Source organism: Roseibium algae, from assembly GCF_037783265.1.
In the GTDB taxonomy this organism is placed as follows: domain Bacteria; phylum Pseudomonadota; class Alphaproteobacteria; order Rhizobiales; family Stappiaceae; genus Roseibium; species Roseibium algae.
In genome coordinates this window covers 92,037-114,575 of sequence record NZ_JBAKIA010000006.1, presented here as the reverse complement: position 1 = coordinate 114,575, position 22,539 = coordinate 92,037, and the positions used below count along the sequence as shown (strand labels likewise).

Genomic DNA, 22,539 nt, shown 5'->3' with positions numbered 1-22,539 from the left:
CGCAATCGATCAAGGCAGAAAACATAACGCAAAGGCACTTCAAAGCACGCCAACTTGACAATGCCGCGATGCAGCATTCATCTCGCACATGCGAAAAATGCAGAGCTGTCATGCAAGATAAGCTCTGGTCGCATAACACGAATGGTCTCATATTAGTCATGACGAACAAAGAGGCAGCCGACCTTGTGAGGATGCACTCGACACACAAGATGCTTTGGAGAGATCAATGGCTATTGCAACAACGACAATTGGCGGAACAAGCCGCTCTTCCGAAGGCTTCGTGCGTCGCGCCTTGAGCCGTATGCTTGAAGCCCGCGAAAAGCAGGCTCGCCGCTATGTAAATGGCTATCTTCTGTCCCTCGATGATGCAACGCTTGCATCTCATGGACTGGATCGCCGCGAACTGGAACGCGAAGGCACCGCTGCAATGATCTTCTAAGAAGATCATTTTGAAATGCAAAAAGAGCGCGATGGATCTCTCCATCGCGCTCTTTTTTTGTCTGATAACCAAGGGTCAGGCCCAATCAGGCCTGCTTGCGTCCACGCACCAGGGTCAACGTTAGCCAACCGTCTTTTTCACCACGACGCGACAGGTGGAAACCATGGCAACCATAGGCAAACAGGATACGGGGGCCATCTTCGATACGCAGACCAGACAGCACAAGCGTAGATGTCCGCATCATTTTGGCCGCAATTGATTTGGACATTTGCATGAGTGGCCGAGCCAGAATATTGGCAACCACCAGATCAAACGGCCCAAATTCCCCGAAACGTCGGTCTTCCATGCCATTGGCAGTGAATGTGCTGATCAAAGGGGCAACCCCATTCAACTGGGCATTCTCGGCAGCTGTCTTCGTTGCAATCGGATCGATGTCCGTCAACAGAACGTGCTGCTTTGTGAGCCGCGCTATTGCGATACCAAGAACGCCGGTACCGGTTCCAAGATCAAGAACCTGGTAGTACTCACGCATGGAGAACAACCGGTCGATCTCTTCAAGACACCCAGCCGTCGTGCCATGGTGGCCAGTTCCAAAAGCCAGCGCCGCCTCGATTTCAAGCCCGATAGCGCCGCCAGGGAGTTTTTCCTTGTCATGAGAGCCATGTACAAAGAACCGACCGGCGCGAACCGGCTTCAGACCTTCAAGGCTCTTTGCCACCCAATTGATGTCCGGCAGGATTTCCGCCTCAACGGGCGCACCAAAGGCATCAGACCCGACGCGGTTCAAGACCAGTTCTTTGGCCTCTTCCGGCTCCATCTCGAACATCAAAATTTCAGCCGACCAGATCTTCCCATCCGCCGAAGTTTCATAGATTGTCACCGGATTGCCTTCGTCTTCGAAAACACGTTCCAGCACATCCGCAATGCGCTTGGCTTCCAGCGCTTCGGCAGTGATCCGAACTCTGACGGTCTGCATGATTTCCTCGACTCTCAAACTTAAGTCTGCCGGGGTATATCCGGGCTTTGTTCAAACAGCTAGGCTTCGGATCCATAAATAAGGCATCAAGCCTCGACCAATGCAGCCTTTTGATTGGAACTTGGAGCCAACGGAATCACAATCCGAGCGGTCAACCCACCACCCGGGGTCCCGAGAAGCTCGAGTGAGCCACCATGTGCCAAGGCAATTGCGTTGGTGATCGCAAGTCCAAGACCGAGACTGGCACCACTTTCGATCGGCCGCGCCACATCCCCCCGCTCGAAAGGCTCCATCAACCTTTCACGCTCTTCAACAGGAATACCCGGCCCATGGTCGATAACATCGACGTGCACGAAAGCAGCATCCGCAAGGACAACGTGAATCGACAGCTGATCGTCATAGCGGCGAGCGTTTTCGATAAGATTGGAAAAGGCTCGGATAAGTTCGGTGCATCGCGCTTCCACGGTAAGGCCAGTCGGACAGACCAGAGAAACGGTTACGCCCATATCCTCGTACTGATCAACAAGTCCTTGTAGAAGGCTCGGAAGATCAATCCGGTTCGTTCCCTCACCTGTGCGCCCCTCCCTCAGATAGGACAGAGCGCCATTCAGTTGGGTTTCCATCAAATCCAGATCAGCAAGATTACGAAGCTTCTGATCTTCATCCGTCATAAGCGCGATACGCAATCGCAACCGCGTTAGCGGCGTACGCAAATCATGCCCAATAGCTGTCAGCATGCGCGTTCGCCGTTCAATCAAGTCCTGGATGCGCGCCTGCATCCGATTGAATGCTCGAGCAGCTTGCTGAACTTCCAAAGATCCTGATTCTGCAATCGGCACCGCCTGAGTTGAATCCATGCCGAAACTGGCCACAGCATTCGATAGTTCTTCCAATGGCCGTACCAATGTACGCGCCCGCCAATCCAGCAGCATGACAAGACAGATACTCAACCCCAAAACGAGAAGGAGAACAGGATTACCGTAAACCGGCGGGCCTTCAGGCCGGGTCAGATCGACGCACAAATATGTACCATCGCGAAGACGAAAAAACAGCTGGACCAGTGTCTCATCGCCCTCCTTCGCGCCCCCAAGCCGTGAGGTCAGAAGTTCGATATCATCTCCGAGCGCCCCTTCGCCGTAAGGCCAAAATATTGGAGCTTCCCGCATGGTCAAAGTAGGCATCGAAATATCGTCTAAAAGACTGATACTCAATGTAGGATCAGCCACTTTCATCGATGAGAGGACTTCTTGACGTAAAGATGCATCCGTCTCATTCAAGAGAGTAACAGCCACCACATGCCTCAGAGCAAGATTTCCAAACTCCTTGTCCGGAAAATCTTCTTTTACATGATAATAAACAACCGCGAAGATCAATGCCATGATCACCACTGTGATCATCATGACCATCAGCAACTGCCCCGCAATACGTCTTGGGACCAGTCGGTCAAACAGCGATCTCATACTGACGTCACTTCGGCAATGAATTCATACCCACCTGATCGCACGGTCCGAATAAATTGGTAGGTTGCACCTCCCAACTCGAACTTGCTCCGCAACCGGCTGATCAGAATGTCAATGCTTCGACCTGTCCCGGACTGACCACCGCCATGGGTCAGGTCACTCAACTGCTCCCGGCTCAAAACCCGCCCCACGCGCTGGCACAGGACCTGAAGCAGATCGAACTCGGCCGGAGTCAGGGACACAACCGCCCCTTCAGGATTGGTCAGAAGCCGTAAATTACAGTCCATTCGCCATCCTTCGAAGCCAAGCACTTCGGCGGCCACGGTCGGGCTTGCCATGCCCATATCCATACGCCTGAACATTGCCCGAATACGCGCAATCAACTCACGTGGATTGAAGGGCTTGGCAAGATAATCATCTGCTCCGACTTCAAGGCCAATGACCCGATCGAAATCATCCGACTTGGCAGACACAATAATAATAGGAATGGTGCTCGTGGCTCTCAGGCGACGGCAAATGCTCAAACCATCTTCACCAGGCAGCATTAGATCAAGAATGATCAGATCGAGCCGCGCCCCAATCATGATCCTCTCCATCTCACGCGAATCTCGGGCAAGGCTGACTTTCCAGCCATTCGACGAAAGGTGCTGCTCTATCAGCGCACCAATTTCGGGGTCGTCTTCAACGACAAGAATATGCTCAACACGTGTCATAGCGCCAATATGCAGCTTTCATTTTGATTTTCACCCCTCAATTGATGAAAATGATTTCTGTACTTTTCTATAATGAACTACAGAATAACAAAGAAACATATAATAACAAATCTTAGTAAATTAGTATTCGATAATAAGGTTGAATATTAAAAAACAACGAATAGAATATATAAAGGCAACCAGTTCTTCATTGTCTAAGCATTGATGCAATTGGTGAGTGCTCGCGCGCATTCTTTGGAAATCCCTACCGACACCCCCATTATTCGGCAGGGAAGAAAAGCCGATCATCATAAGATGGTCGGCTTTTTAACGCAGCCCTCGGTATGAGGGTACAGGATTGGGAAAGCTTTAAGAACCTGCCTTGCATCGGTCAAGAACCTTGACAGCACGCAGCCGCTTCAATGCCGTTCGACAAAACTGTCGATCACCTTCTTCTGGCCCGCTTTTTCAAAGTCGATGGTCAGCTTGTTGCCTTCGATCCCGACAATCGCCCCATAGCCAAACTTGATGTGAAACACCCGCTCGCCCTTGGAGAACTCCGAGGCTGCCTCGCTGAAGGACTTGGCCACCAACTCGCCCTCGATGGTCTTTGGTCCCTGTCGCTTGGTGCCCTGCGCGCGAAAGTCGCCCCGTTCAAACACAGCATCCTGCGCAGCCTTGGCTTTTTGAGCGCGCTGCCAGCCTGGCGTAGAGTAAGAGTTCTGGAACGGCTCCTGATTGACGAACCGGGATGCACCCATGCCACTGCGGCCATATCCACCGCCGCCGCCATAACCGCCATAGTTGGAAGACTGTTCGACGATTTCGACGTGATCTTCCGGAAGCTCATCCAGAAAGCGGGATGGGATCGAAGACTGCCATTGGCCATGAATACGCCGGTTTGATGCAAACCAGATCTTGGCCCGCTTTTTCGCACGTGTGACCCCAACATAGGCAAGGCGGCGCTCTTCCTCGAGACCTGCACGGCCGCTTTCATCCAGCGCCCGCTGATGGGGGAACAACCCCTCTTCCCAACCAGGAAGAAACACCGTGTCAAACTCAAGCCCCTTGGCCGAATGCAACGTCATGATCGAAACAGCGTCATGACCTTCTGCCTTGTCCTTGTCCATCACCAGCGAGACATGCTCCAGGAACCCGGCCATGGATTCAAAATCTTCCATCGACCGGATCAGTTCCTTGAGGTTGTCCAGACGGCCCGGCGCTTCAGCGGAGCGATCCAACCGCCACATTTCCGTGTAGCCGCTCTCATCCAGAATGATTTCTGCCATATCCGTATGGGACTTGCCGTCCATCTGCTGGCGCCAGCGATCAAAACTCGCCAGAACGTCCTTTAGGGCATTGCGCGCCTTTGGCCGGATTTCTTCCGTCTGACACAGCTGGTTGGCCGCCTGTATCAACGGCATGCGCTCGGCCCGCGCCAATTCATGCACAAGCTTCAATGTTGCATCACCAAGACCACGCTTGGGTGTGTTGACGATCCGCTCAAATGCCAAATCATCGGCTGGCTGCACAACGCAGCGGAAGTAGGCCATCGCATCGCGAATTTCCATGCGCTCATAGAATCGCGGACCGCCAATGACCCGGTAATTCAGGCCAAGCGTGACAAAGCGATCTTCGAAAGAGCGCATTTGAAACGACGCCCGCACAAGAATGGCCATATCGTTCAGCGCATGGCCATTGCCCTGCAGCGCTTCGATTTCATCGCCGATAGACCGGGCTTCTTCTTCTGAATCCCAACAGGACGCCACCGATACCAGATCATTTTCCGGGTCATCAAAGTCCGTGAACAGCGTCTTGCCCAACCGGCCCTGATTATGGGAAATCAGATGGGAGGCTGCTGCCAGAATATGACTGGTGGAGCGATAGTTCCGCTCCAGACGGATCACAACCGCGCCTTTGAAATCATGATCGAAGCGCAGGATGTTATCCACCTCTGCGCCGCGCCAGCCATAGATCGATTGGTCATCATCGCCAACGCAGCAGACGTTCGGATTGCCCTGCGCCAGCAATCGAAGCCAGAGATACTGCGCAATATTCGTATCCTGATACTCGTCCACCAGCATGTAGCGGAACCGGCGCTGATAGTCCGCAAGCACATCAGGATGGGTCTTGAACAGGGTGATGACATGCAACAGAAGGTCGCCAAAGTCACAGGCGTTCAGGATGGACAACCGGTCCTGATATTCTTCATAGAGCTTGCGGCCCCAACCATTTGCGAAGGCCCGCGCTTCGCCTTCCGGGATTTCCTTCGGCGTCAGCGCCCGGTTCTTCCAGCTGTCCATCATCGACGCGAAAGCCTTCGGCGTCCAACGCTTCTCATCGAGACCTTCGGCCCTGATGATCTGCTTGATCAACCGTAGTTGGTCATCCGTGTCGAGGATGGAAAATCCGGATTTCAGGCCGACAAGTTCAGCATGACGACGCAGGATCTTGACGCAGATCGAGTGGAATGTGCCCAGCCATGCCATGCCCTCGACATTGCCGCCAATGAAGCGCGCGATCCGCTCCTTCATTTCGCGGGCAGCCTTGTTGGTGAAGGTCACCGCCAGGATCTGAGAAGGCTGGGCCGAGCCGGTTGCCAGAATATGTGCAATCCGGGTGGTCAAGACGCGGGTTTTGCCCGTGCCAGCACCAGCCAAGACCAAAACCGGACCATTCAGGGTTTCAACCGCTTGCCGCTGTTCCGGGTTCAGGCCCTCCAGATAATCAGGCGCATGCGACTGTCGCGCTGCCATGGCGCGCGCTGCAATCCCGCCGCCGCCAGAAGCGACCACGGGAGCAAGAACGTGAGCTGCAGCGTTCGAAGGCGCAACATGTTCATCAGAAGAGACCTCACCAGCACCGGGTTTTCCAGCATCAGGCCGCGAAGGTCTGTCTCCTGGAAAGCCATCATCGTCGAACCCTTCGACAAATGTGTCGCCAATGTCGTCGTGATACCCGTTGGGGTCTGCCATATGCGCCGCGCTATGATTCTTGTGTTTTGTATCAAGAACAATATAGCAACAAAACTGACCGTTGCGAGGCGAAGCTTTGAGATTGTGCTGGAAAAGGCCTGCGCGCAGGCACAATAGCAGCCAGCAACAGCCAGCAGCAGTACGACAATCGCTAAAAGATGCCAAACTGGCTGGCTGCCACCTGGCGAACCTGAGGGCCAGCGCGGCCCTCACGCCTTGCTGGCTATCGGCTCATATTGCAGGCTTTTTCAGCCAAAGCCTGATTCCCAGGATCAAGCATCAAGGCAATTGCGGAAACCGCGCAATAGGCTGAGGCAACCGAGCCTTCCTGCCAACCCGGCCAGTAGCTCCAGGTGTCACCTGCACAGAAGAACGGCAAGGTCGGCGTGAAGGTCGTGATCTGCTCATAGACAGCCGGATTTGTCGTCGAGGTATCGGAGGCCCATCCACCAACCTGATTGGGCATGTATTGCCAGGCAATGGTCATGCCGCGATCGATGTAGATGTCCTTCTCGTGGCCCGGATGCAGCAGACCAAGCCCCGCAATTCCCTTGTCGAGCCGCGTTTGCTGATCAAAAGCTGCAAACTCGACGGCACCGCCACCGCGATTGTAAGCCCCTGTCAGGATACCGGTATGGGCCGTAAAGTCCTCTGAGGGGTACCAGATCTGGCTGATGATATCGTCAACCCAGGAAATCCCGCCGTAAATCTGGTCATCGGTTTCCCAGAAACGGTTCTTGCCCTGCCAGCCGACCTTGATCGCAGGCGTCCAAAGATCCGGTGTCGGATCATTGCCACTTGGGGTGAATTTGTTCCAAGCCCCTGTGACACTAAAGGCGTTCAGACCTGCAATGAATTCCGGCGGCATACTGTTGCGATCAAGAATATCATTCAGCAGGGATGGCGCCATGCTCGATACGCAGAAATCAAAGCGCGTCGGTGCATCGGACCAGGTCATTCCCTGATCGCCCCCATCCAACACAACGACCACGCCACCTTCATCCGCCTGGATTCGTGTCGCACGCGTATTGAGATACACAAGATCGCCAACCCGGGTTCCGCGCCCGCCGACCGGCAGGTGGGTGAACATGGGCGCTGTGTCCTGAACATCCTGCAGGAGCAACTGCTGCCAGATCCGGTCCATCCCGCCAATCGGCTGCATCAATGCAGGCTGCCAATCAACATTATAGCTGTTGAACAGGAAGGACCCCGGTGACAACTCCGGATTTTCCTCTGGATTACCGATAAAGCCGGAATCAAAGATCGACTCTATCGGCACGCGCTGACGCAACTTGCCTGCGTCACGCCAACCGCCAGGAACATCCTGAAAGCCAATACGCGAAGAACCGTCATTCATGATCAGGTTGCAAGGGTCATTGGGATCTTGCCGGGCCAGATCACCAAACAGTTGCGAGAGTTCTGCAATTTGAACGGACGTATTGCCCTTCAGTTTACAGGCTTCCATGTTGACCTTGGCAATCATCTCCGCCATCTCGGAAAACAGGCTGAAGGTCACCTGTCCCATTGGAATGGGCTGCCCGCCATTGAACTTCTCACTTTGCATGACATTCGACATGGACTGGAAGAAATATGGCTCCAACCCCACACCGATCTCCTGACACAGGGCGATCAGGTTCTCATGATTGGACGGAATACGGCCCGGCCCTGCATTCAGGAACAACTCGACCGGATCCCCTTCATAACCACCGTCTTTCCAGGCATCATCCATAAACAGGCAAACCTGCTCTTCTGGCGCATCGCTGTCCGGGCGCTCCTGGTAGCGGTCGTCATACATTTTCGGGAATAGTTTCTGAGGATTGTACTTAGAGAACCACCAGTCCTTGTAGTTCTCATCAGACGGCCGTGCGGTCAGGCTGCGTCCACCATACCGGTTATCGGCCTCAAAGACCGCAACCTTGAAGCCAGCGTTGGCCAAAACCAATGCAGTCGTCAATCCGGCAACACCGCCGCCCAAAATCGCAACCGTTTTGCCCTTGCCAAAGTCCTCGGGCAAGTCAGGACGTGTTGTCTCATATCCGGCCCGCGCCGGACTGAACCCGGACAACAGTGGCGGCATGGACAAGCCCCCGGAAAGCGCCGTCAAACCAGTTAAAAAATGTCGTCTGGAAAGACCATTCATTTTACCAATCTCCTTGCTTTCGCCCAAACGTCACGCAACTAAAAGAAGTGTAAATTAATACATCAATCTTTAATTGCGCGCAGACGGTTGTAGGATTAGGCTGTTTTACGAAGAGTTCCATTTACGGACATTGTCTGCGCCGCAAGTATGAGCTTCAAAAAATTCCATGAAAAAACCCGGCCTTGAGCGTCAAGGCCGGGACTAACATTTTCAAAAAAGTGCTCGACAACCGCCTTAGGCAGCGGCCTTTTGATTGGTCACTTCATTCAGGAACGTATCAACAGCCGTTGAGAGTTCGCTGGCAACAGATCCTAGCCGTTCAGCAGACTGATTTACGTCCGAGGACTGCTGCTTGGTCTGATCAATGGCACCAGCAACACCGTCAACATTCTCCGATGCCGTCGCACTTCCATTCGCAGCAAGGTTGATGCTCTTGGTGATCTCGCTTGTGGCTGCATTCTGTTCTTCAACAGACGCGGCAATCGCGTTGGTCACATCCTGAACTTCGTCGATGCGTTCGACAATCGCCTGGATCGCACCCACTGCATTCTTCGTCGAAGACTGAATGTCAGTGATTTGCACCGCAATCTGGTCCGTTGCCTTGGCCGTCTGGTCTGAAAGCTCTTTAACCTCAGCTGCGACTACGGCGAAGCCCTTGCCAGCCTCTCCCGCCCGAGCCGCTTCAATGGTCGCATTCAAGGCCAGAAGGTTGGTCTGCTCCGCAATCGCGCGAATCATACCCACCACTTCGCCAATCTTGTCGGCTGTTTCGGCAAGCGTTGCGACATCCCGGTCCGTAGCCTTGGCGACTTCAGAAGCTTCCGAGGCCATGGTCAATGCCGTGCTGGACTGTCTAGAGATCTCTTGAATTGAGGCTGACAGTTCGGTCGCTGCAGAGGCAACCGTTTGCACATTGTTCGAGGCAATTCCTGTCGCATTATGCGCAGCATCAGCGGCACCGCTGGCACCTTCTGCAATATCGACCAAACGGCGCGCCGTTTCACTTACAGAGCGGGTCTCATTGCCCAGCATTTCCTGAATCGAACCAACGGATGCCCGGAACACCTCAATCACATTTTCCATGTGTTTCTTGCGCTCACTGTCGGCAACCAGGTCTTGCCGAGCGGTTTCCTCAAGCTCTTGACGCGCAATTGAATTTTCACGAAACACAACTGAAGCGCGCGCAATATCACCGATTTCATCTGGCCGATCCGTATAGGCAATCTCAACGTCGAGACGGCCATCGGCCAAGCTGGAAATCGTGTCGCGCTGGTTGCTTAAAATCCGGGACATCGAGCGGATTTGATAACCTACAAACACAGCACTTCCAAGCACACTCAGGACTGCGAAAACGGACAAGATCATGATTTGAGTTTCAAGGCGTCCCACATCAAGGTCTGCAGCATCTTCAGCCCGATGAATCAAGTCGTCAGATAACTGCTTCATCAAATTGAGACGCTCAGTTGCAGTAGCAAACCAGACATCCGGCCCAAGGTCACCAGCATCCATGGTCTGCGGAAGCTTTTGCAATGTTCCCCGCATCGTCATGGCCTCAACAGCTTTCGGCGTGGACAACACTTTGTTCAGCATTTCAATCTGGTCCGGCAAGCCAATTGATTTGTATTCGCCCAAAAATGCTTTTTCACCACCGTAGTTGGCAACAAATTGCAAAAAGGTATCATGGTCAATTTCGCCGGTAGTGCGGAATTCATTCAGCAGGGCCGTGCCTGTAGCACGCTCCAGCCCGCCAGATTCCATAGCCTCGACAAGTGCCAGATAAGGAAACAACTCTGCAGTGATCGCTTCGGAAGGACTGGCCTCAACCGCCACACCGATCAAATGAACCAGAGCCTTAATCTCATGGGAATAGCCTGCAACAACATCCCCAACATCAATCATCTGGTTGTCAATCTGCTGGCGTAAGCTTGAAACTTCGTGCACGGCATCAGAAACCTTTTCAAGCTCCTCGACCACATGTTTATTGGATATTTCAAGCGAAGCAACGTGATCATCGAATGTTGCGATTACCTTGTCGACCAAGGCACGTTGATCAAAAACGGCGGGTCCTTGCTCGGCCATGAAGCCCGACTTCATATAGGTTGCGGTCTTGCCACGCTCCTTTTGCAGCTCATGGACAACATTTCCAGCATCCTCCGCAATCCGGGTCAGTGGTTCCATGAAGGCGTGATGGTGAAGCTCGACGTATTTCTCATAAACGGCAACACCGGCAAAAATCGCCATTGCGACCATCGGCAAAGCCGCCAAAACTGCGATCTGTATTTTTATATTTTTAAACATCAGCGCCCCTCCAGTGCTTGTTCGCACATTACGCTAATAGAGACACGCTCAACCTTTAATATAAATTAAATTCACCGCCTAAACTAAAATATTAAAACACATTATATATTATTATTGACATAACTACGTATAAAAATTTATTGAAAACAACCAAAAGTAGGCGTTATATATAACATCACGTAACCAGAATTCGACAAAATCACGAAAAACAATCATTTCATAAGACAAATACTTAAATTTTACTCGCCCAGAAACCATACCTCGCTTGAATAAGCGATCACACCCCGACTAAGTCGAACCACGCGTCCTCGGAAATCACTCCAACGCCAAACTCCTCTGCCTTTTTCAGTTTGGAGCCTGCCCCCGGCCCGGCAACGACCAGATCTGTTTTTTTCGACACGGAACCAGACACCTTGGCCCCGAAGCGCTCTGCCATTGCTTTGGCTTCATCCCGTGTCATGCGTTCCAAAGATCCGGTAAAAACAACCGTCTTGCCCGCCACGGGACTATCACCAGCGTCTATTTTTTCAGCGTCTTTGGGTGTCACTTCGGCAAGCAGAGCCTGCAGTTGTTCCAGATTGTGGTCCTCGGCGAAGAATTCTGTCACAGCATCCGCCACAATCGTTCCAACACCATCAATGTCATTCAGCTCACGCCACGCGTCACTTGCCGGATCACGTGCTGCAATCATGGCAGCTGAAAAACTGTCCCAGGATCCATAGGCCCGTGCCAGAAGTTTGGCGTTGCCTTCCCCCACATGGCGGATACCAAGAGCGAATATGAAACGATGAAGGTCGATGGACCGACGGTCATTGATCGCTTCAAATAATTTGCGGGCAGACACCGCACCAAATCCCTCGCGACTGCGCAGCTTCGTCAAGGACAGCTTGTCCCGCGCTTCAAGCGTGAAAATTTCGGCAGGACTTGTGACCAGCTTATCAGCATAAAAGGCATCAACCTGCTTGTCGCCAAAGCCCTCAATGTCAAACGCATTGCGGGAGACAAAATGCTTGAGTTTCTCCGTCGCCTGCGCGGGACAGATCAGACCACCGGTACAACGCCGTATAGCATCCTTGCGCCCGGTCTTGGCATTTTCCTCTCGCACCGCATGGCTGCCGCACGCGGGACAGACATCGGGGAAGACAAAGGCCTCTGCATCTGGCAAGCGCTTGGCCAGATCAACATCAACGATCTGCGGAATGACGTCCCCTGCCCGCTGGATCTTGACCGTGTCCCCCGCACACAAGTCCTTTCCCCCGCGCAGTTCTTCGCCGTTCGGGCCAATGCCTTTAATATAGTCTTCATTGTGCAGCGTTGCGTTGGACACAACCACGCCGCCGACGGTGACTGGCTCCAGCTTGGCAACGGGTGTCAGTGCTCCGGTGCGGCCAACCTGAATTTCAATCGCATTGAGAACCGTAAAGGCCTGCTCTGCCGGAAATTTATGGGCAATCGCCCAACGCGGCGAGCGCGATACGAACCCGAGCCGGGTTTGCAGGTCAAGCCGGTCCACCTTGTAGACGACACCATCGATATCATAGCCAAGTGTTGCCCGTGTTTCCTCGATGCCATGATAGACACTGACCAATTCCTCAACGCTCTCGCAGCGGCGCATCAGTTCGTTGACCGCAAAACCCCAAGCCTTGAAAGCCTCGACCATGCCCATCTGCGTGTCAGACGGCATGTCACTCATCTCGCCCCAGGCGTAAGCGAAAAACCGCAAGGGGCGCGAGGCTGTGATGTTTGAGTTCAACTGGCGCAAGGACCCGGCTGCTGCATTCCTCGGATTGGCGAAACTCTTGCCGCCATTGGCCTCCATACGCGCATTCAAGGCAGTGAAATCCGCATGAGCCATATAGACCTCACCCCGGATTTCCACGATCTCCGGCACGTCTCCGACAAGCTGCTGCGGAATATCGGAAATGGTGCGGGCATTGGCCGTAACATTCTCGCCAGTAGACCCATCACCGCGGGTTGCAGCGCTGACCAGTGTGCCGTTCTCATAACGAAGCGACAGGGACAGTCCATCGATCTTGGGTTCAGCTGTAACCGCCAGAGCCCCCATCAGCGGATCATATTTCAAAAACCGGCGCACCTTGCCAACGAAGTCCCGCACATCATCGTCGTCAAAGGCGTTGTCCAGCGAGAGCATCGCAACTTTATGGGAGATCTTGCCAAATCCGGCGGCCGGCTCTGCTCCAACCTGCTTTGAAGGACTGTCGGCACGGACCAGCTCAGGAAACTGCGTTTCGATCGCCCCATTGCGCCGACGCAAAGCATCATACTCGGCATCAGACACAGTCGGTGCATCTTCGCCATGATAGCGCTTGTCGTGCTCTGCGATTTCAACGGCCAGCCGTTTCAGTTCCTGGCCAGCCTCATCCGGCGTCAGGGTCTCAACAGCAATCTCGGCAATCGAAGTGTCGGTCATGGTCACATCACGGGTCGGAAGTTGGAATACTGGAAATGATGGTAGACCAGTCAGGTTCAGGTCGCCAAATAGCGCTATTCAGCGGCTTCCGCGATCAACTTGCTGGCTGCGGCCCGAGCTTCTTCGGTAATCGTGCTGCCTGCCAGCATACGGGCGATTTCCTCGCGGCGGTGATCTTCGTCGATCCGGCGCACCCGGGTGGCAACACGTTCCTTGTCGGCTGCTTCCTTGGCGATCAGGAAGTGTCCGGCGGCGCGCGCTGCAACTTGCGGTGCGTGGGTCACCGTCAACACCTGAACTGTTGCGGCCAGACGCGCCAGACGCACCCCGATAGCCTCAGCAACAGCTCCCCCAACGCCTGTATCAATTTCATCAAACACAAGCGTGGGCGCTGAGCCCTTGTCCGCAAGCGAAACCTTGAGCGCCAATAAAAACCTGGAGAGTTCGCCGCCAGAGGCAACTTTCATGATCGGACCCGGTCGTGTTCCAGGGTTGGTCTGAACATGAAATTCCATCTGGTCGATTCCGGTTCGCCCCCGGACCTCGGCATCACTGCTCAGCTCCACGATGAACCGTGCCCGGTCCAGCTTCAACGCCGGAAGCTCGGCCCCAACAGCTTTTTCAATCGCTCGCGCAGCCTTTTCCCGCTTGGCAGAAAGCCGCGCTGCCTTGGCATCATAGTTCTCACGTGCCTTGACCGCAGCATCTTCAAGCGCGGCCAACTTGCCCTCGCCTTCATCAAGATCGGCCAGATCACCGCTCATGCGATCACACAGGTTTGCCAGCTCATCCACGGGAACAGAAAACTTTCGCCCAGCGGCTCTGAGAGCGAACAGACGCTCTTCAGTGGACTCCAGCTCGCGTGGATCAAAGTCAGTCTCGCGCAGTGAGGCTTCCAGACCGCTTCTCGCATCCTCCAGCGCGTCCAGCGCGGACCCCAGCGCTGCGACCGGAGCATTCAACAGATGCGGCACCTGATCCGCCTTGCGTTCCATTCGGCGCAGCAGACTTGAGAGTTCGGGAATAGGAGATGAATTGCCATTCAGCGTTTCAAACGCATCGCTCAGATCACCCGCGACTTTTTCCGCCTGCATCATGGTGGTTCGGTGAGTCGCCAATTCCAAGTCCTCACCGACGCGCGGTGAAAGCACCTTCAGCTCATCAACCGAAGCCTTTAGATAATCAGCTTCCTGCCGTGCAGCTTCAATCCGGGATCTGTGATCTTTGACTGCTTTTTCAGACGCTCGCAGGGCCGTATAGGCAGACCCGATCTTATCCACATCACCCTGTAGGCCTGCGAAGCTGTCAACCAGCTCCCTGTGGCTTTCCGGGTCGACCAGAGCCCGATCATCATGCTGGCCATGAATTTCGACCAACAGGCTACCAACCTGACGCATAAGGCCAACGCTGACAGGCTGATCATTTATGAAGGCACGGGTGCGGCCATCAGATGTCTGGATACGGCGTAAAATAATATCACCGTCATGCTCGACATCATTGTCCTTGAGCAATTGCCGAACCGCATGGGTGCCAGCCACATCGAACACAGCAGTGACCTGCCCCTGCGCCTCGCCATGACGAACGAGATCCGCATCCCCCCGGCCACCGATGGCCAGGGACAGTGAATCCAGCAGGATGGACTTCCCGGCCCCTGTTTCCCCGGTCAACACCGACATACCAGTCGAAAAATCGAGGTCGAGGCGGTCAATCAGAACGATGTCACGAATGGCCAGCGTCACGAGCATGGGCAAAAGGCTCCGGATCCGGGTATGCAGTCCAATAGATCAGAAGGGATTAATATCCTTGAATGCCTTACTGATCCAGCTCCCGCTATCTTCAGAGGGTTCATATCCCCCCTTGTTCAGCAGGGAGTAAGCATCCTTGTACCACTGAGAGTCAGGATAGTTGTGGCCCAGAACCGCCGCAGCTGTCTGCGCTTCACTGATAACACCCAGAGCATAATAGCTTTCTGTCAGGCGAAACAGCGCTTCTTCAACATGGCGGGTGGTCTGATAATGGATGACCACAGCCTTGAACCGGTTGATCGCCGCAATGTAATTGCGCTTCTGCAGATAGTACCGGCCGATCTGCATTTCCTTGCCGCCCAGCTGATCCTGTACGACACGAAGCTTGGCCGTTGCATCCGGGGCATATTCCGAATCAGGGTACCGCTGCAGAAGCTCTTCAAAGGCTGACCTTGCCTTCTCGGTGACTTCCTGATCACGGGTGATGTCAGGCATCTGGCGGAAATAGCTCTGGCCGATAATATAGAGCGCATAGGCTGCATCTTGATTGCCAGGATACAGCGTCAAGAAGCGGTTTGCCGCACTGATCGCTTCGGCATATTTGCCTCGGGAGAAATCCACATAGGCCATGTTGACCAATGATTTCTTGGCATATTCCGAATAGGGGTAAAGCTTGTCCAGTTCCGCGAATTTCTGGCTTGCAGGCTTGAGTTTGCCCTGAGCCCGCAGCGCCAAGCCTTCGTTGTAAAGCACTTCCGGCGGCGTATCATTGAGCTCGAGATCGTCTAGGTCGTCCTTGGAAGAACAGGCTGCAAGAGCCAGGGGGACCGCCAGGGCCGTCATCATGAGGAAACCTCTAGCCAGGCCACCCCGTCTGTCCGTTAGGCGCAGATCCATCAAATTCACCCCAAGCACTCCTAATCCTGCACGTTTTGCCCACAAGCTTCACGGCAGGTTCAATTGGCAACATTCATAACTGAAGGTGTTTAGCGGAAAAACCATGCCTCCGTCACGTCTCACAGTTGCCATGTGTCGCTTTTTTTGAGCTTTTTTGTGGCAAGCGCAAAAATACGACCCCGCAAGACGCGAAAAGTCAGGTCAAAAACAGGTGTCAGTTCAGGAAACGTCCGGACCGAAAGCCGCTGCAGCAAGGCTTACAGTTTCAGCATGGCCGGCTTCGCGAAAGGCAGGCGCTTCAACGATTTCAAACGCGTCCTTATCGTCAAACAGCTTCACAAGAATGGAGTGGTTCATCTTGTGGCCACCCTTGTAGGACCGGTACTCACCCAGGATAGGCAAGCCAGCGAGGGACAAATCGCCAACCGCATCCAAAGCCTTGTGGCGGGCGAATTCATCGCTCCAGCGTGTTCCTTCAGGGTTCAGAACCTTATCATCGGAAATCGCGACGGAGTTTTCCAAAGAAGAGCCGAGCGCAAAGCCCATCTTCCAAAGCTGTTCAACATCCTTCACATTGCCGAATGTCCGGGCACGGGAAAGCTCATCGCGGAACACGGCAGGCGTCATGTCAGATGCAAAACGCTGACGCCCGATCAAAGGCGTATCAAACTCGATTGTAATATCAAAAAACGATCCGTTATAGGGACGCAGTTCACACCAGGCACCGCCGTTGTCAACGCGCACAGTCTTCTTGATCCGAAGATAACGACGGCCGCGATCAAGACGCTTCAGTCCGATCTGGTCAATGGCCTGAACGAAAGCGGCACTGCTGCCATCCATGATCGGCATTTCAGGGCCGTCAATTTCAACAGTCAGATTATCAACACCAAGTCCATGAAGAGCTGCCATCAGGTGCTCAACAGTCGACATGCCATTAGCCGACGGATCACCCAGAACAGTTTGCAGGGAGGTCTGTGTCACTTCGCTCCAGTGGGCGCGCATTTCAGCTGCATCATCAACATCAGTCCGCTGGAAGACAATGCCAACGCCTGCATCCGCAGGAACCAGGGTAATGGAAGCCGGTTTGCCTGAGTGAACACCGATACCCGTCAGGGTCACCTGATCTGCAAGAGTCGTCTGGCGATCAATATGATGTGTCATGCGGCTACCCGGTTTTGTTGAAGCGGATCGCTAATTCTCTCAAGGGGGCTTGTTCCCCTTACAAATCGTTAACGACCATCAGTTTGCCAGAACATACCCACAACAAGGCCGGACATGAAATAAAGCTTTATTACGCTTTGTAACGTTCATTGCGCCTTCAAGATATTGAAATTCAAATGATTTTCCCATCAAACAGAAACAGCCCGACACATATGTATCGGGCTGCTCTGCCTAGGGAAGTAGGGTTCTTGCGACGAATCAGTTCGCCTGGCGTCTCAGGAACGCAGGGATTTCCAACTGTTCGTCATCACTGACCATCGCAGCTTTAGGGCTCGCGCGGCCGGTGGCGTCCAGCTGACCTGCTGCGCCATGTGCTGCAGGACGTTGGACTGGACGCGGTGCTGGAGCTGCAGCTGCCGCTGGACGTGGTGCCGGAGCAGGTGCACTTACCTGCTGAGCGGGAGCTTCCTGGTATATGGCATCCTGCTCATCCTCATGCTCGTCCTTGCGGCCAAGACCGCTGGCAAGCCTGCGCAAAAGACCCATTGGACGACGCTCGTCGTCATGCTCTTCAAACTCAGCATCGAATGTCTTTGCTGGCTGAGGAGCCTGAGCAACTGCAGCCGAAGCCACCGCAGCTGGCGCAGGCGCCGGGGCTGATGCAGGCATTGGAGCTGGTGCCGTCTGGGACAGGATTTCACGCTGAGCGAACGGCGGGAAATCTTCCACGCGTGGCATGCGCGGCGAAGTCGCATGATGTTCAGCCACTGGCGGAATATAAGGCTTACTGATCGGTTCTGCTTCAACGCGCTGCGTTGGGGCATCTCCATCCAGATTAACAAATGGCGTCTTTTCATTCATCAGCTCTTCAGAAGGCTGATACGGCTTGATCTCAACATCAGGGTCGCTTGCTGCAGCGACTGCCTTTCGAGGAGGCAAAGACAACTCACGCTCAAGACTTGCAACAGCACTTGCTGCAACATCATTTGCCACCGGCTTCGCTGCAAGAGCTGCCGGAGCAACTGGCTTGGAGACGACGACCGGTTCGGCTTCAGACTTTCCCTGCGCGGCCAGTTCTGCCTCGCGGTCAATTCCGGTTGCAACAACAGAAACGCGGATGATGCCATCAAGGTTTTCATCAAATGTCGCGCCGAGGATGATGTTCGCATCGGAATCCACTTCTTCGCGGATCCGGGTCGCAGCTTCATCAACTTCAAACAGCGTCAGATCATTGCCACCAGTGATCGAAATCAGCAGGCCCTTGGCACCCTTCATGGAGGATTCGTCAAGGAGCGGATTCGCAATCGCAGCTTCAGCAGCCTGCTGCGCACGGTTTTCGCCGCTCGCTTCGCCGGTGCCCATCATCGCCTTGCCCATTCCGCGCATAACAGAACGCACATCGGCAAAGTCGAGGTTGATAAGGCCTTCCTTGACCATCAGGTCAGTGATGCAGGCAACACCGGAATAAAGCACCTGATCGGCCATTGCGAAAGCATCCGCAAAGGTCGTCTGCGCATTGGCAATCCGGAACAGGTTCTGGTTCGGAATAACAATCAGTGTATCGACGCTGCGCTGCAGCTCTTCGATGCCAGCTTCCGCAATCCGCATGCGCCGTGCGCCTTCGAACTGGAAAGGCTTGGTCACAACGCCAACAGTCAAAATGCCCTGTTCGCGTGCAGCCCGGGCAATCACTGGAGCCGCGCCAGTTCCCGTACCACCGCCCATACCAGCGGTGATGAACACCATATGGGATCCGGACAGGTGATCATTGATTTCATCGATCACTTCTTCAGCCGCTGCGCTGCCAACTTCTGGCTGCGAACCGGCTCCAAGACCTTCGGTCACCGCAACGCCCATCTGGACGAGCCGTTCTGAATGGTTCATGGCCAGTGCCTGGGCATCCGTATTGGCGGCGACAAAGTCGCAGCCCTGGAGACCAGCAGTGATCATGTTATTGACGGCGTTACCGCCAGCTCCGCCGACACCGAAAACCGTAATACGCGGCTTCAGCTCCTGAATGTCGGGCATCTGCAAGTTGATGGTCATATTGTCCTCGCGACCCTCTGGGGTTCCCCCTGCGGGAGTTCCCTTTTCTTCCCTGATTTCGTCAACCGTTTCCGGCAGTTCTTGTCCTGCGCTCATCTCGTTAGAAGCTTTCCCTGATCCATTGCCCAACGCGGGCAAGATAACCAGATTGCCCCGCCCACCCGGTTCTGCGGTTCCTGTGCTCGAACTGCTCGACCTGGGCGACTTGCGGGTAGATCAGGAGGCCAACAGCAGCGGCAAAAGCCGGGCCCTTTGCAGCCTCCGGTAGACCGGCAATACCAAGCGGCCGGCCAAGACGAACGTTGCGCCCTAGGACCTGGCGCGCAACTTCACTCAAACCCGTGAGCTGACTGGCACCGCCGGTCAATACGATCTGTTTGCCAACACGCCCGGCAAAGCCGGAGGCCGTCAAACGATCTCGCACGAGTTCAAGGATTTCTTCCACGCGAGGGCGAATGACGCGGGTCAAGGCCGAACGCGGGATTTGATTGGGCAGATCGCCATCAACTTCCAGCGGCGGAACCGTGAGCATGTCACGATCATCCGAACTGCTGGCAAGAGGGGATCCGTAAAGGGTTTTCAGACGCTCTGCGTCCTGCAGACGCGTGGCAAAAGCCCTTGCGATATCTGTCGTCACATGATGCCCGCCAACGGCGATCGCATCCAGATGAACCATGTGACCTTCAACGAACACGGACAGGGTCGTGGTTCCGCCGCCCATGTCGATACAGGCAACACCCAGTTCAGTCTCGTCATCCACAAGGGTCGACAGACCACTGGCAAACGGCGTTGCAACCATCGTTTCAACGTGCAGATGACCACGGTTGATGCAGAGTTCAAGATTACGAACAGGGGCCACTTCCGTGGTGACAACCTGCATGTCAACGCCAAGCTTCTGCCCCATCATACCGCGTGGATCGCGCATACCGCGACTGCCATCGAGGGAATAGGAAATCGGCAAGGCATGAGTAACAGCACGCCCCTCGACCACCGAGTGAGAAGACCCGGCTGACAGGACCCGCTGAATGTCCGCTTCCATGACGGATTCTCCCGCCAGTTGAACGCTGGCAGAAAAGATCTCGCTTTGAAGCCTGCCGCAGCTGACATTGGCAATCAAAGACTCAACGGTCACACCCGCCATCCGTTCGGCAGAATCAACAGCCAGACGAATGGCCTGCTCTGCCGCATCCATATCGACGATGACGCCGGATTTGACACCGCGTGAGCGCTGATAACCGTAACCAAGCACTTCGACCGAATGAGACCGACCGGCCAGAATGCCACCATCTTCGCGCGGCGTCAGCTTGGCAATCAGGCAGCAAATCTTGGTAGAGCCCACATCCAGGACGGACATGACAACAGCGCGGCGTCCCGGCAACGGGCGCATGCGCGGAAGATACAGCGAATTCTGAGACCGGCTCATGTGTCGCGCCCCAACTTCACGAGACTTTCCGAGCCATCATGCCCCGATTTCCGGCGTTCAGCCGCTTCGTCCGTCAAGCGGACGACCACCCTGTCCGAAAGACGCATGTCGACGGCAGCAATGTCACGAGCCAGCAGCCCGCTGTCCGCATCCATCTTCACCACATTGGCGAGCGCCGTTTCCATATCGTTTTCGGGCAGGCGAATAGATATGCCGTTTTCTAGCATGAGATCCCAACGGCGTTGTCCGACCAGAAATGCAGCGCGAACCCTCGAGCGCAATTCTGGAACGGTTTTAAGAGCACCCAGGATTTCCCCGGCGCGGCGCTGTGCGCCATGATTCACCACCAACAACAGGTTGGCGTAGCGTCCGTCGACTTCATCAGTGATCACATCGCCATTTTCATTGATGATCGAAACCAGATCGCCGCGTTGCCAAAGCGCGAAAGGCACTCGCTCTTCCAGAGTGACCTGCAAGGTGCCCGGATAAAATTTCGTCACCGCGGCGTTCTTGACCCAAGCGATATTAACCAGCCTGCTGCGCGCAGCTTCTGCATCGAACAGAGCAAGAGACGAACCCTCATGAATTTCCAGAGCCTCAAGGATCTCAAAATCCGTGGTTTCGTGTTGACCGGACAACTTGACAGTTTCGATCCCCAAACCGCCGGCAGACAGCAGGGCCTCGGAGACTTCACGGCCCAAACCGCCCAGAGCAATTCCGTAGGTGATGGTGAGGGACAAAAACGCAAGCGCAGCAACTGAACCTGACCAGCGCGGCAAGTCAGCCAAGCGACCAGCGGCACGCCAAAGAGGTTGGCGATGCAGGCGCGAGACACCACGCCCACGCGGAGCCAGTTCGACTTCCATCGGGGAGAGTTCATCTCGTTCGTGTTTGCGCCTTAACGACAGCAACTTGCGTCCTCTACCATCCAGCTCACCAGCTCTTCAAAGCTGATCCCCTCATAGGCCGCGAGATCGGGCACCAAAGAGGTCGGCGTCATGCCTGGTTGCGTGTTCACTTCAAGACAAATCAGTTCGCCGGTACCGTCTTCCCGCTCGTTGAAGCGGAAGTCCGCACGCGAGACACCACGGCAGCCAAGAGACTGATGCGCCTTGAGTGCCAGTGTCTGTACTTCTTGGTAAACAATCTGTGAAATTTTTGCAGGAAGAGTGTGTTTTGATCCTCCATCCGCATATTTCGCATCAAAATCGTAGAAGCCGGGGCCCGGTAGCTCGATATCGATGACCCCCAGTGCGCGATCTCCCATTACGGCGCAGGTCAACTCCCTGCCGGGGATATACCGTTCGCACATCAAAACGTCGGGATACGGCCAATCAGAGCCCATCAATTCCTGCGGCGGATATGCCAGATCTTCACCCACAATCAGCACCCCGAAACTCGATCCTTCGTTGATCGGTTTGATCACATAAGGCGGTTTCATCGGGTGTTCAGTGCCCACTTCGTGGCGTTTCACAATTAAGTGTTCGGTAACCTTAACGCCCGCTGCAGCCATGACCGCCTTGGCCTTGATCTTGTTCATTGCAAGTGCGGACGCCATCACACCCGAATGCGTATAGGGAATGTCAAGGAACTCAAGAATGCCCTGAATGCAGCCATCCTCGCCAAAAGGGCCATGCAGTGCGTTGAACACAACGTCAGGCGCAAGCTCCTTCAAAACCGCAGCAATGTTGCGATCAACATCCACCCGGCTGACCTGATAGCCCGCCCTTTCCAGCGCATTGGCACAATCTGCGCCAGACGACAGACTGACCGGGCGCTCATTAACCCAGCCGCCCATGAGAACGGCAACGTGTTTTCCCGACATTCAGGTCACTCCAGTTAAATTTGATCGCCAT

At 54.5% G+C, this 22,539-nt stretch carries 15 protein-coding genes; 1 reads left to right on the top strand and 14 read right to left on the bottom strand.

Going from position 1 to position 22,539, the window contains the following annotated elements:
- The first annotated feature begins 226 nt into the window (after positions 1-226).
- On the top strand, positions 227-439 hold the full coding sequence (locus V6575_RS11470; RefSeq protein ID WP_340274469.1) for a hypothetical protein: 213 nt from the start codon (positions 227-229) through the stop codon (positions 437-439).
- Between the two features lie 85 nt (positions 440-524).
- On the opposite strand, the gene V6575_RS11465 is transcribed toward V6575_RS11470, so the two are convergent.
- The 14 genes from V6575_RS11465 to V6575_RS11400 all read right to left on the bottom strand — a co-directional run bounded on the left by V6575_RS11465 (position 525) and on the right by V6575_RS11400 (position 22,508).
- Entirely contained in the window at positions 525-1,415 is an 891-nt protein-coding gene (locus V6575_RS11465) for a 50S ribosomal protein L11 methyltransferase (RefSeq protein ID WP_340274468.1), read from the bottom strand.
- Positions 1,416-1,501: 86 nt separating this feature from the next.
- Positions 1,502-2,875, bottom strand: a complete 1,374-nt coding sequence (locus V6575_RS11460; RefSeq protein ID WP_340274467.1) for an ATP-binding protein — start codon at positions 2,873-2,875, stop codon at positions 1,502-1,504.
- Positions 2,872-3,588 carry a response regulator gene (locus tag V6575_RS11455; protein ID WP_340274466.1) on the bottom strand — a complete coding sequence of 239 codons (717 nt, stop codon included), beginning with the start codon at positions 3,586-3,588 and terminating at the stop codon, positions 2,872-2,874. Before V6575_RS11455 ends, V6575_RS11460 begins: the two co-directional genes overlap by 4 nt.
- A gap of 398 nt (positions 3,589-3,986) precedes the next feature.
- Entirely contained in the window at positions 3,987-6,542 is a 2,556-nt protein-coding gene (locus tag V6575_RS11450; RefSeq protein ID WP_340274465.1) for an ATP-dependent helicase, read from the bottom strand.
- A gap of 223 nt (positions 6,543-6,765) precedes the next feature.
- Positions 6,766-8,682 carry a flavin monoamine oxidase family protein gene (locus V6575_RS11445; RefSeq protein ID WP_340274464.1) on the bottom strand — a complete coding sequence of 639 codons (1,917 nt, stop codon included), beginning with the start codon at positions 8,680-8,682 and terminating at the stop codon, positions 6,766-6,768.
- A gap of 234 nt (positions 8,683-8,916) precedes the next feature.
- Positions 8,917-10,980, bottom strand: a complete 2,064-nt coding sequence (locus V6575_RS11440; protein ID WP_340274463.1) for a methyl-accepting chemotaxis protein — start codon at positions 10,978-10,980, stop codon at positions 8,917-8,919.
- Between the two features lie 277 nt (positions 10,981-11,257).
- Positions 11,258-13,411, bottom strand: coding sequence for an NAD-dependent DNA ligase LigA (gene ligA, locus V6575_RS11435; protein ID WP_340274462.1), 2,154 nt, complete (start codon positions 13,409-13,411; stop codon positions 11,258-11,260).
- Between the two features lie 74 nt (positions 13,412-13,485).
- The gene (gene recN, locus V6575_RS11430) at positions 13,486-15,156 is read right to left on the bottom strand and encodes a DNA repair protein RecN (RefSeq protein ID WP_340274461.1); all 1,671 of its coding nucleotides are present in this window, start codon (positions 15,154-15,156) and stop codon (positions 13,486-13,488) included.
- Positions 15,157-15,195: 39 nt separating this feature from the next.
- Complete coding sequence (locus V6575_RS11425) at positions 15,196-16,002, bottom strand: outer membrane protein assembly factor BamD (RefSeq protein WP_340274460.1); 807 nt, start codon at positions 16,000-16,002, stop codon at positions 15,196-15,198.
- A 270-nt stretch (positions 16,003-16,272) separates the two neighbouring features.
- On the bottom strand, positions 16,273-17,214 hold the full coding sequence (gene lpxC, locus V6575_RS11420; protein WP_340274459.1) for a UDP-3-O-acyl-N-acetylglucosamine deacetylase: 942 nt from the start codon (positions 17,212-17,214) through the stop codon (positions 16,273-16,275).
- Between the two features lie 258 nt (positions 17,215-17,472).
- Positions 17,473-19,260: a cell division protein FtsZ gene (ftsZ, locus tag V6575_RS11415; protein WP_340274615.1), complete on the bottom strand. Its 1,788-nt coding sequence runs from the start codon at positions 19,258-19,260 to the stop codon at positions 17,473-17,475.
- Between the two features lie 100 nt (positions 19,261-19,360).
- Positions 19,361-20,683, bottom strand: coding sequence for a cell division protein FtsA (gene ftsA, locus V6575_RS11410; protein ID WP_340274458.1), 1,323 nt, complete (start codon positions 20,681-20,683; stop codon positions 19,361-19,363).
- A complete protein-coding gene (locus V6575_RS11405) occupies positions 20,680-21,594 on the bottom strand; it encodes a cell division protein FtsQ/DivIB (protein ID WP_340274457.1) in 915 nt (304 codons plus the stop codon). The genes ftsA and V6575_RS11405 overlap by 4 nt, the downstream gene beginning before the upstream one ends.
- Entirely contained in the window at positions 21,582-22,508 is a 927-nt protein-coding gene (locus V6575_RS11400) for a D-alanine--D-alanine ligase (RefSeq protein ID WP_340274456.1), read from the bottom strand. Before V6575_RS11400 ends, V6575_RS11405 begins: the two co-directional genes overlap by 13 nt.
- Positions 22,509-22,539: the final 31 nt, after the last annotated feature.

Coding starts and splice junctions, on each gene's coding strand:
- ftsA (WP_340274458.1), bottom strand. CDS start 20,683: ATGAGCCGGTCTCAGAATTCGCTGTATCTTCCGCGCATGCGCCCGTTG.
- V6575_RS11460 (WP_340274467.1), bottom strand. CDS start 2,875: ATGAGATCGCTGTTTGACCGACTGGTCCCAAGACGTATTGCGGGGCAG.
- lpxC (WP_340274459.1), bottom strand. CDS start 17,214: ATGACACATCATATTGATCGCCAGACGACTCTTGCAGATCAGGTGACC.
- V6575_RS11425 (WP_340274460.1), bottom strand. CDS start 16,002: ATGATGACGGCCCTGGCGGTCCCCCTGGCTCTTGCAGCCTGTTCTTCC.
- V6575_RS11465 (WP_340274468.1), bottom strand. CDS start 1,415: ATGCAGACCGTCAGAGTTCGGATCACTGCCGAAGCGCTGGAAGCCAAG.
- V6575_RS11445 (WP_340274464.1), bottom strand. CDS start 8,682: ATGAATGGTCTTTCCAGACGACATTTTTTAACTGGTTTGACGGCGCTT.
- V6575_RS11440 (WP_340274463.1), bottom strand. CDS start 10,980: ATGTTTAAAAATATAAAAATACAGATCGCAGTTTTGGCGGCTTTGCCG.
- V6575_RS11400 (WP_340274456.1), bottom strand. CDS start 22,508: ATGTCGGGAAAACACGTTGCCGTTCTCATGGGCGGCTGGGTTAATGAG.
- V6575_RS11455 (WP_340274466.1), bottom strand. CDS start 3,588: ATGACACGTGTTGAGCATATTCTTGTCGTTGAAGACGACCCCGAAATT.
- ligA (WP_340274462.1), bottom strand. CDS start 13,411: ATGACCGACACTTCGATTGCCGAGATTGCTGTTGAGACCCTGACGCCG.
- ftsZ (WP_340274615.1), bottom strand. CDS start 19,260: ATGACCATCAACTTGCAGATGCCCGACATTCAGGAGCTGAAGCCGCGT.
- V6575_RS11470 (WP_340274469.1), top strand. CDS start 227: ATGGCTATTGCAACAACGACAATTGGCGGAACAAGCCGCTCTTCCGAA.
- V6575_RS11450 (WP_340274465.1), bottom strand. CDS start 6,542: ATGGCAGACCCCAACGGGTATCACGACGACATTGGCGACACATTTGTC.
- recN (WP_340274461.1), bottom strand. CDS start 15,156: ATGCTCGTGACGCTGGCCATTCGTGACATCGTTCTGATTGACCGCCTC.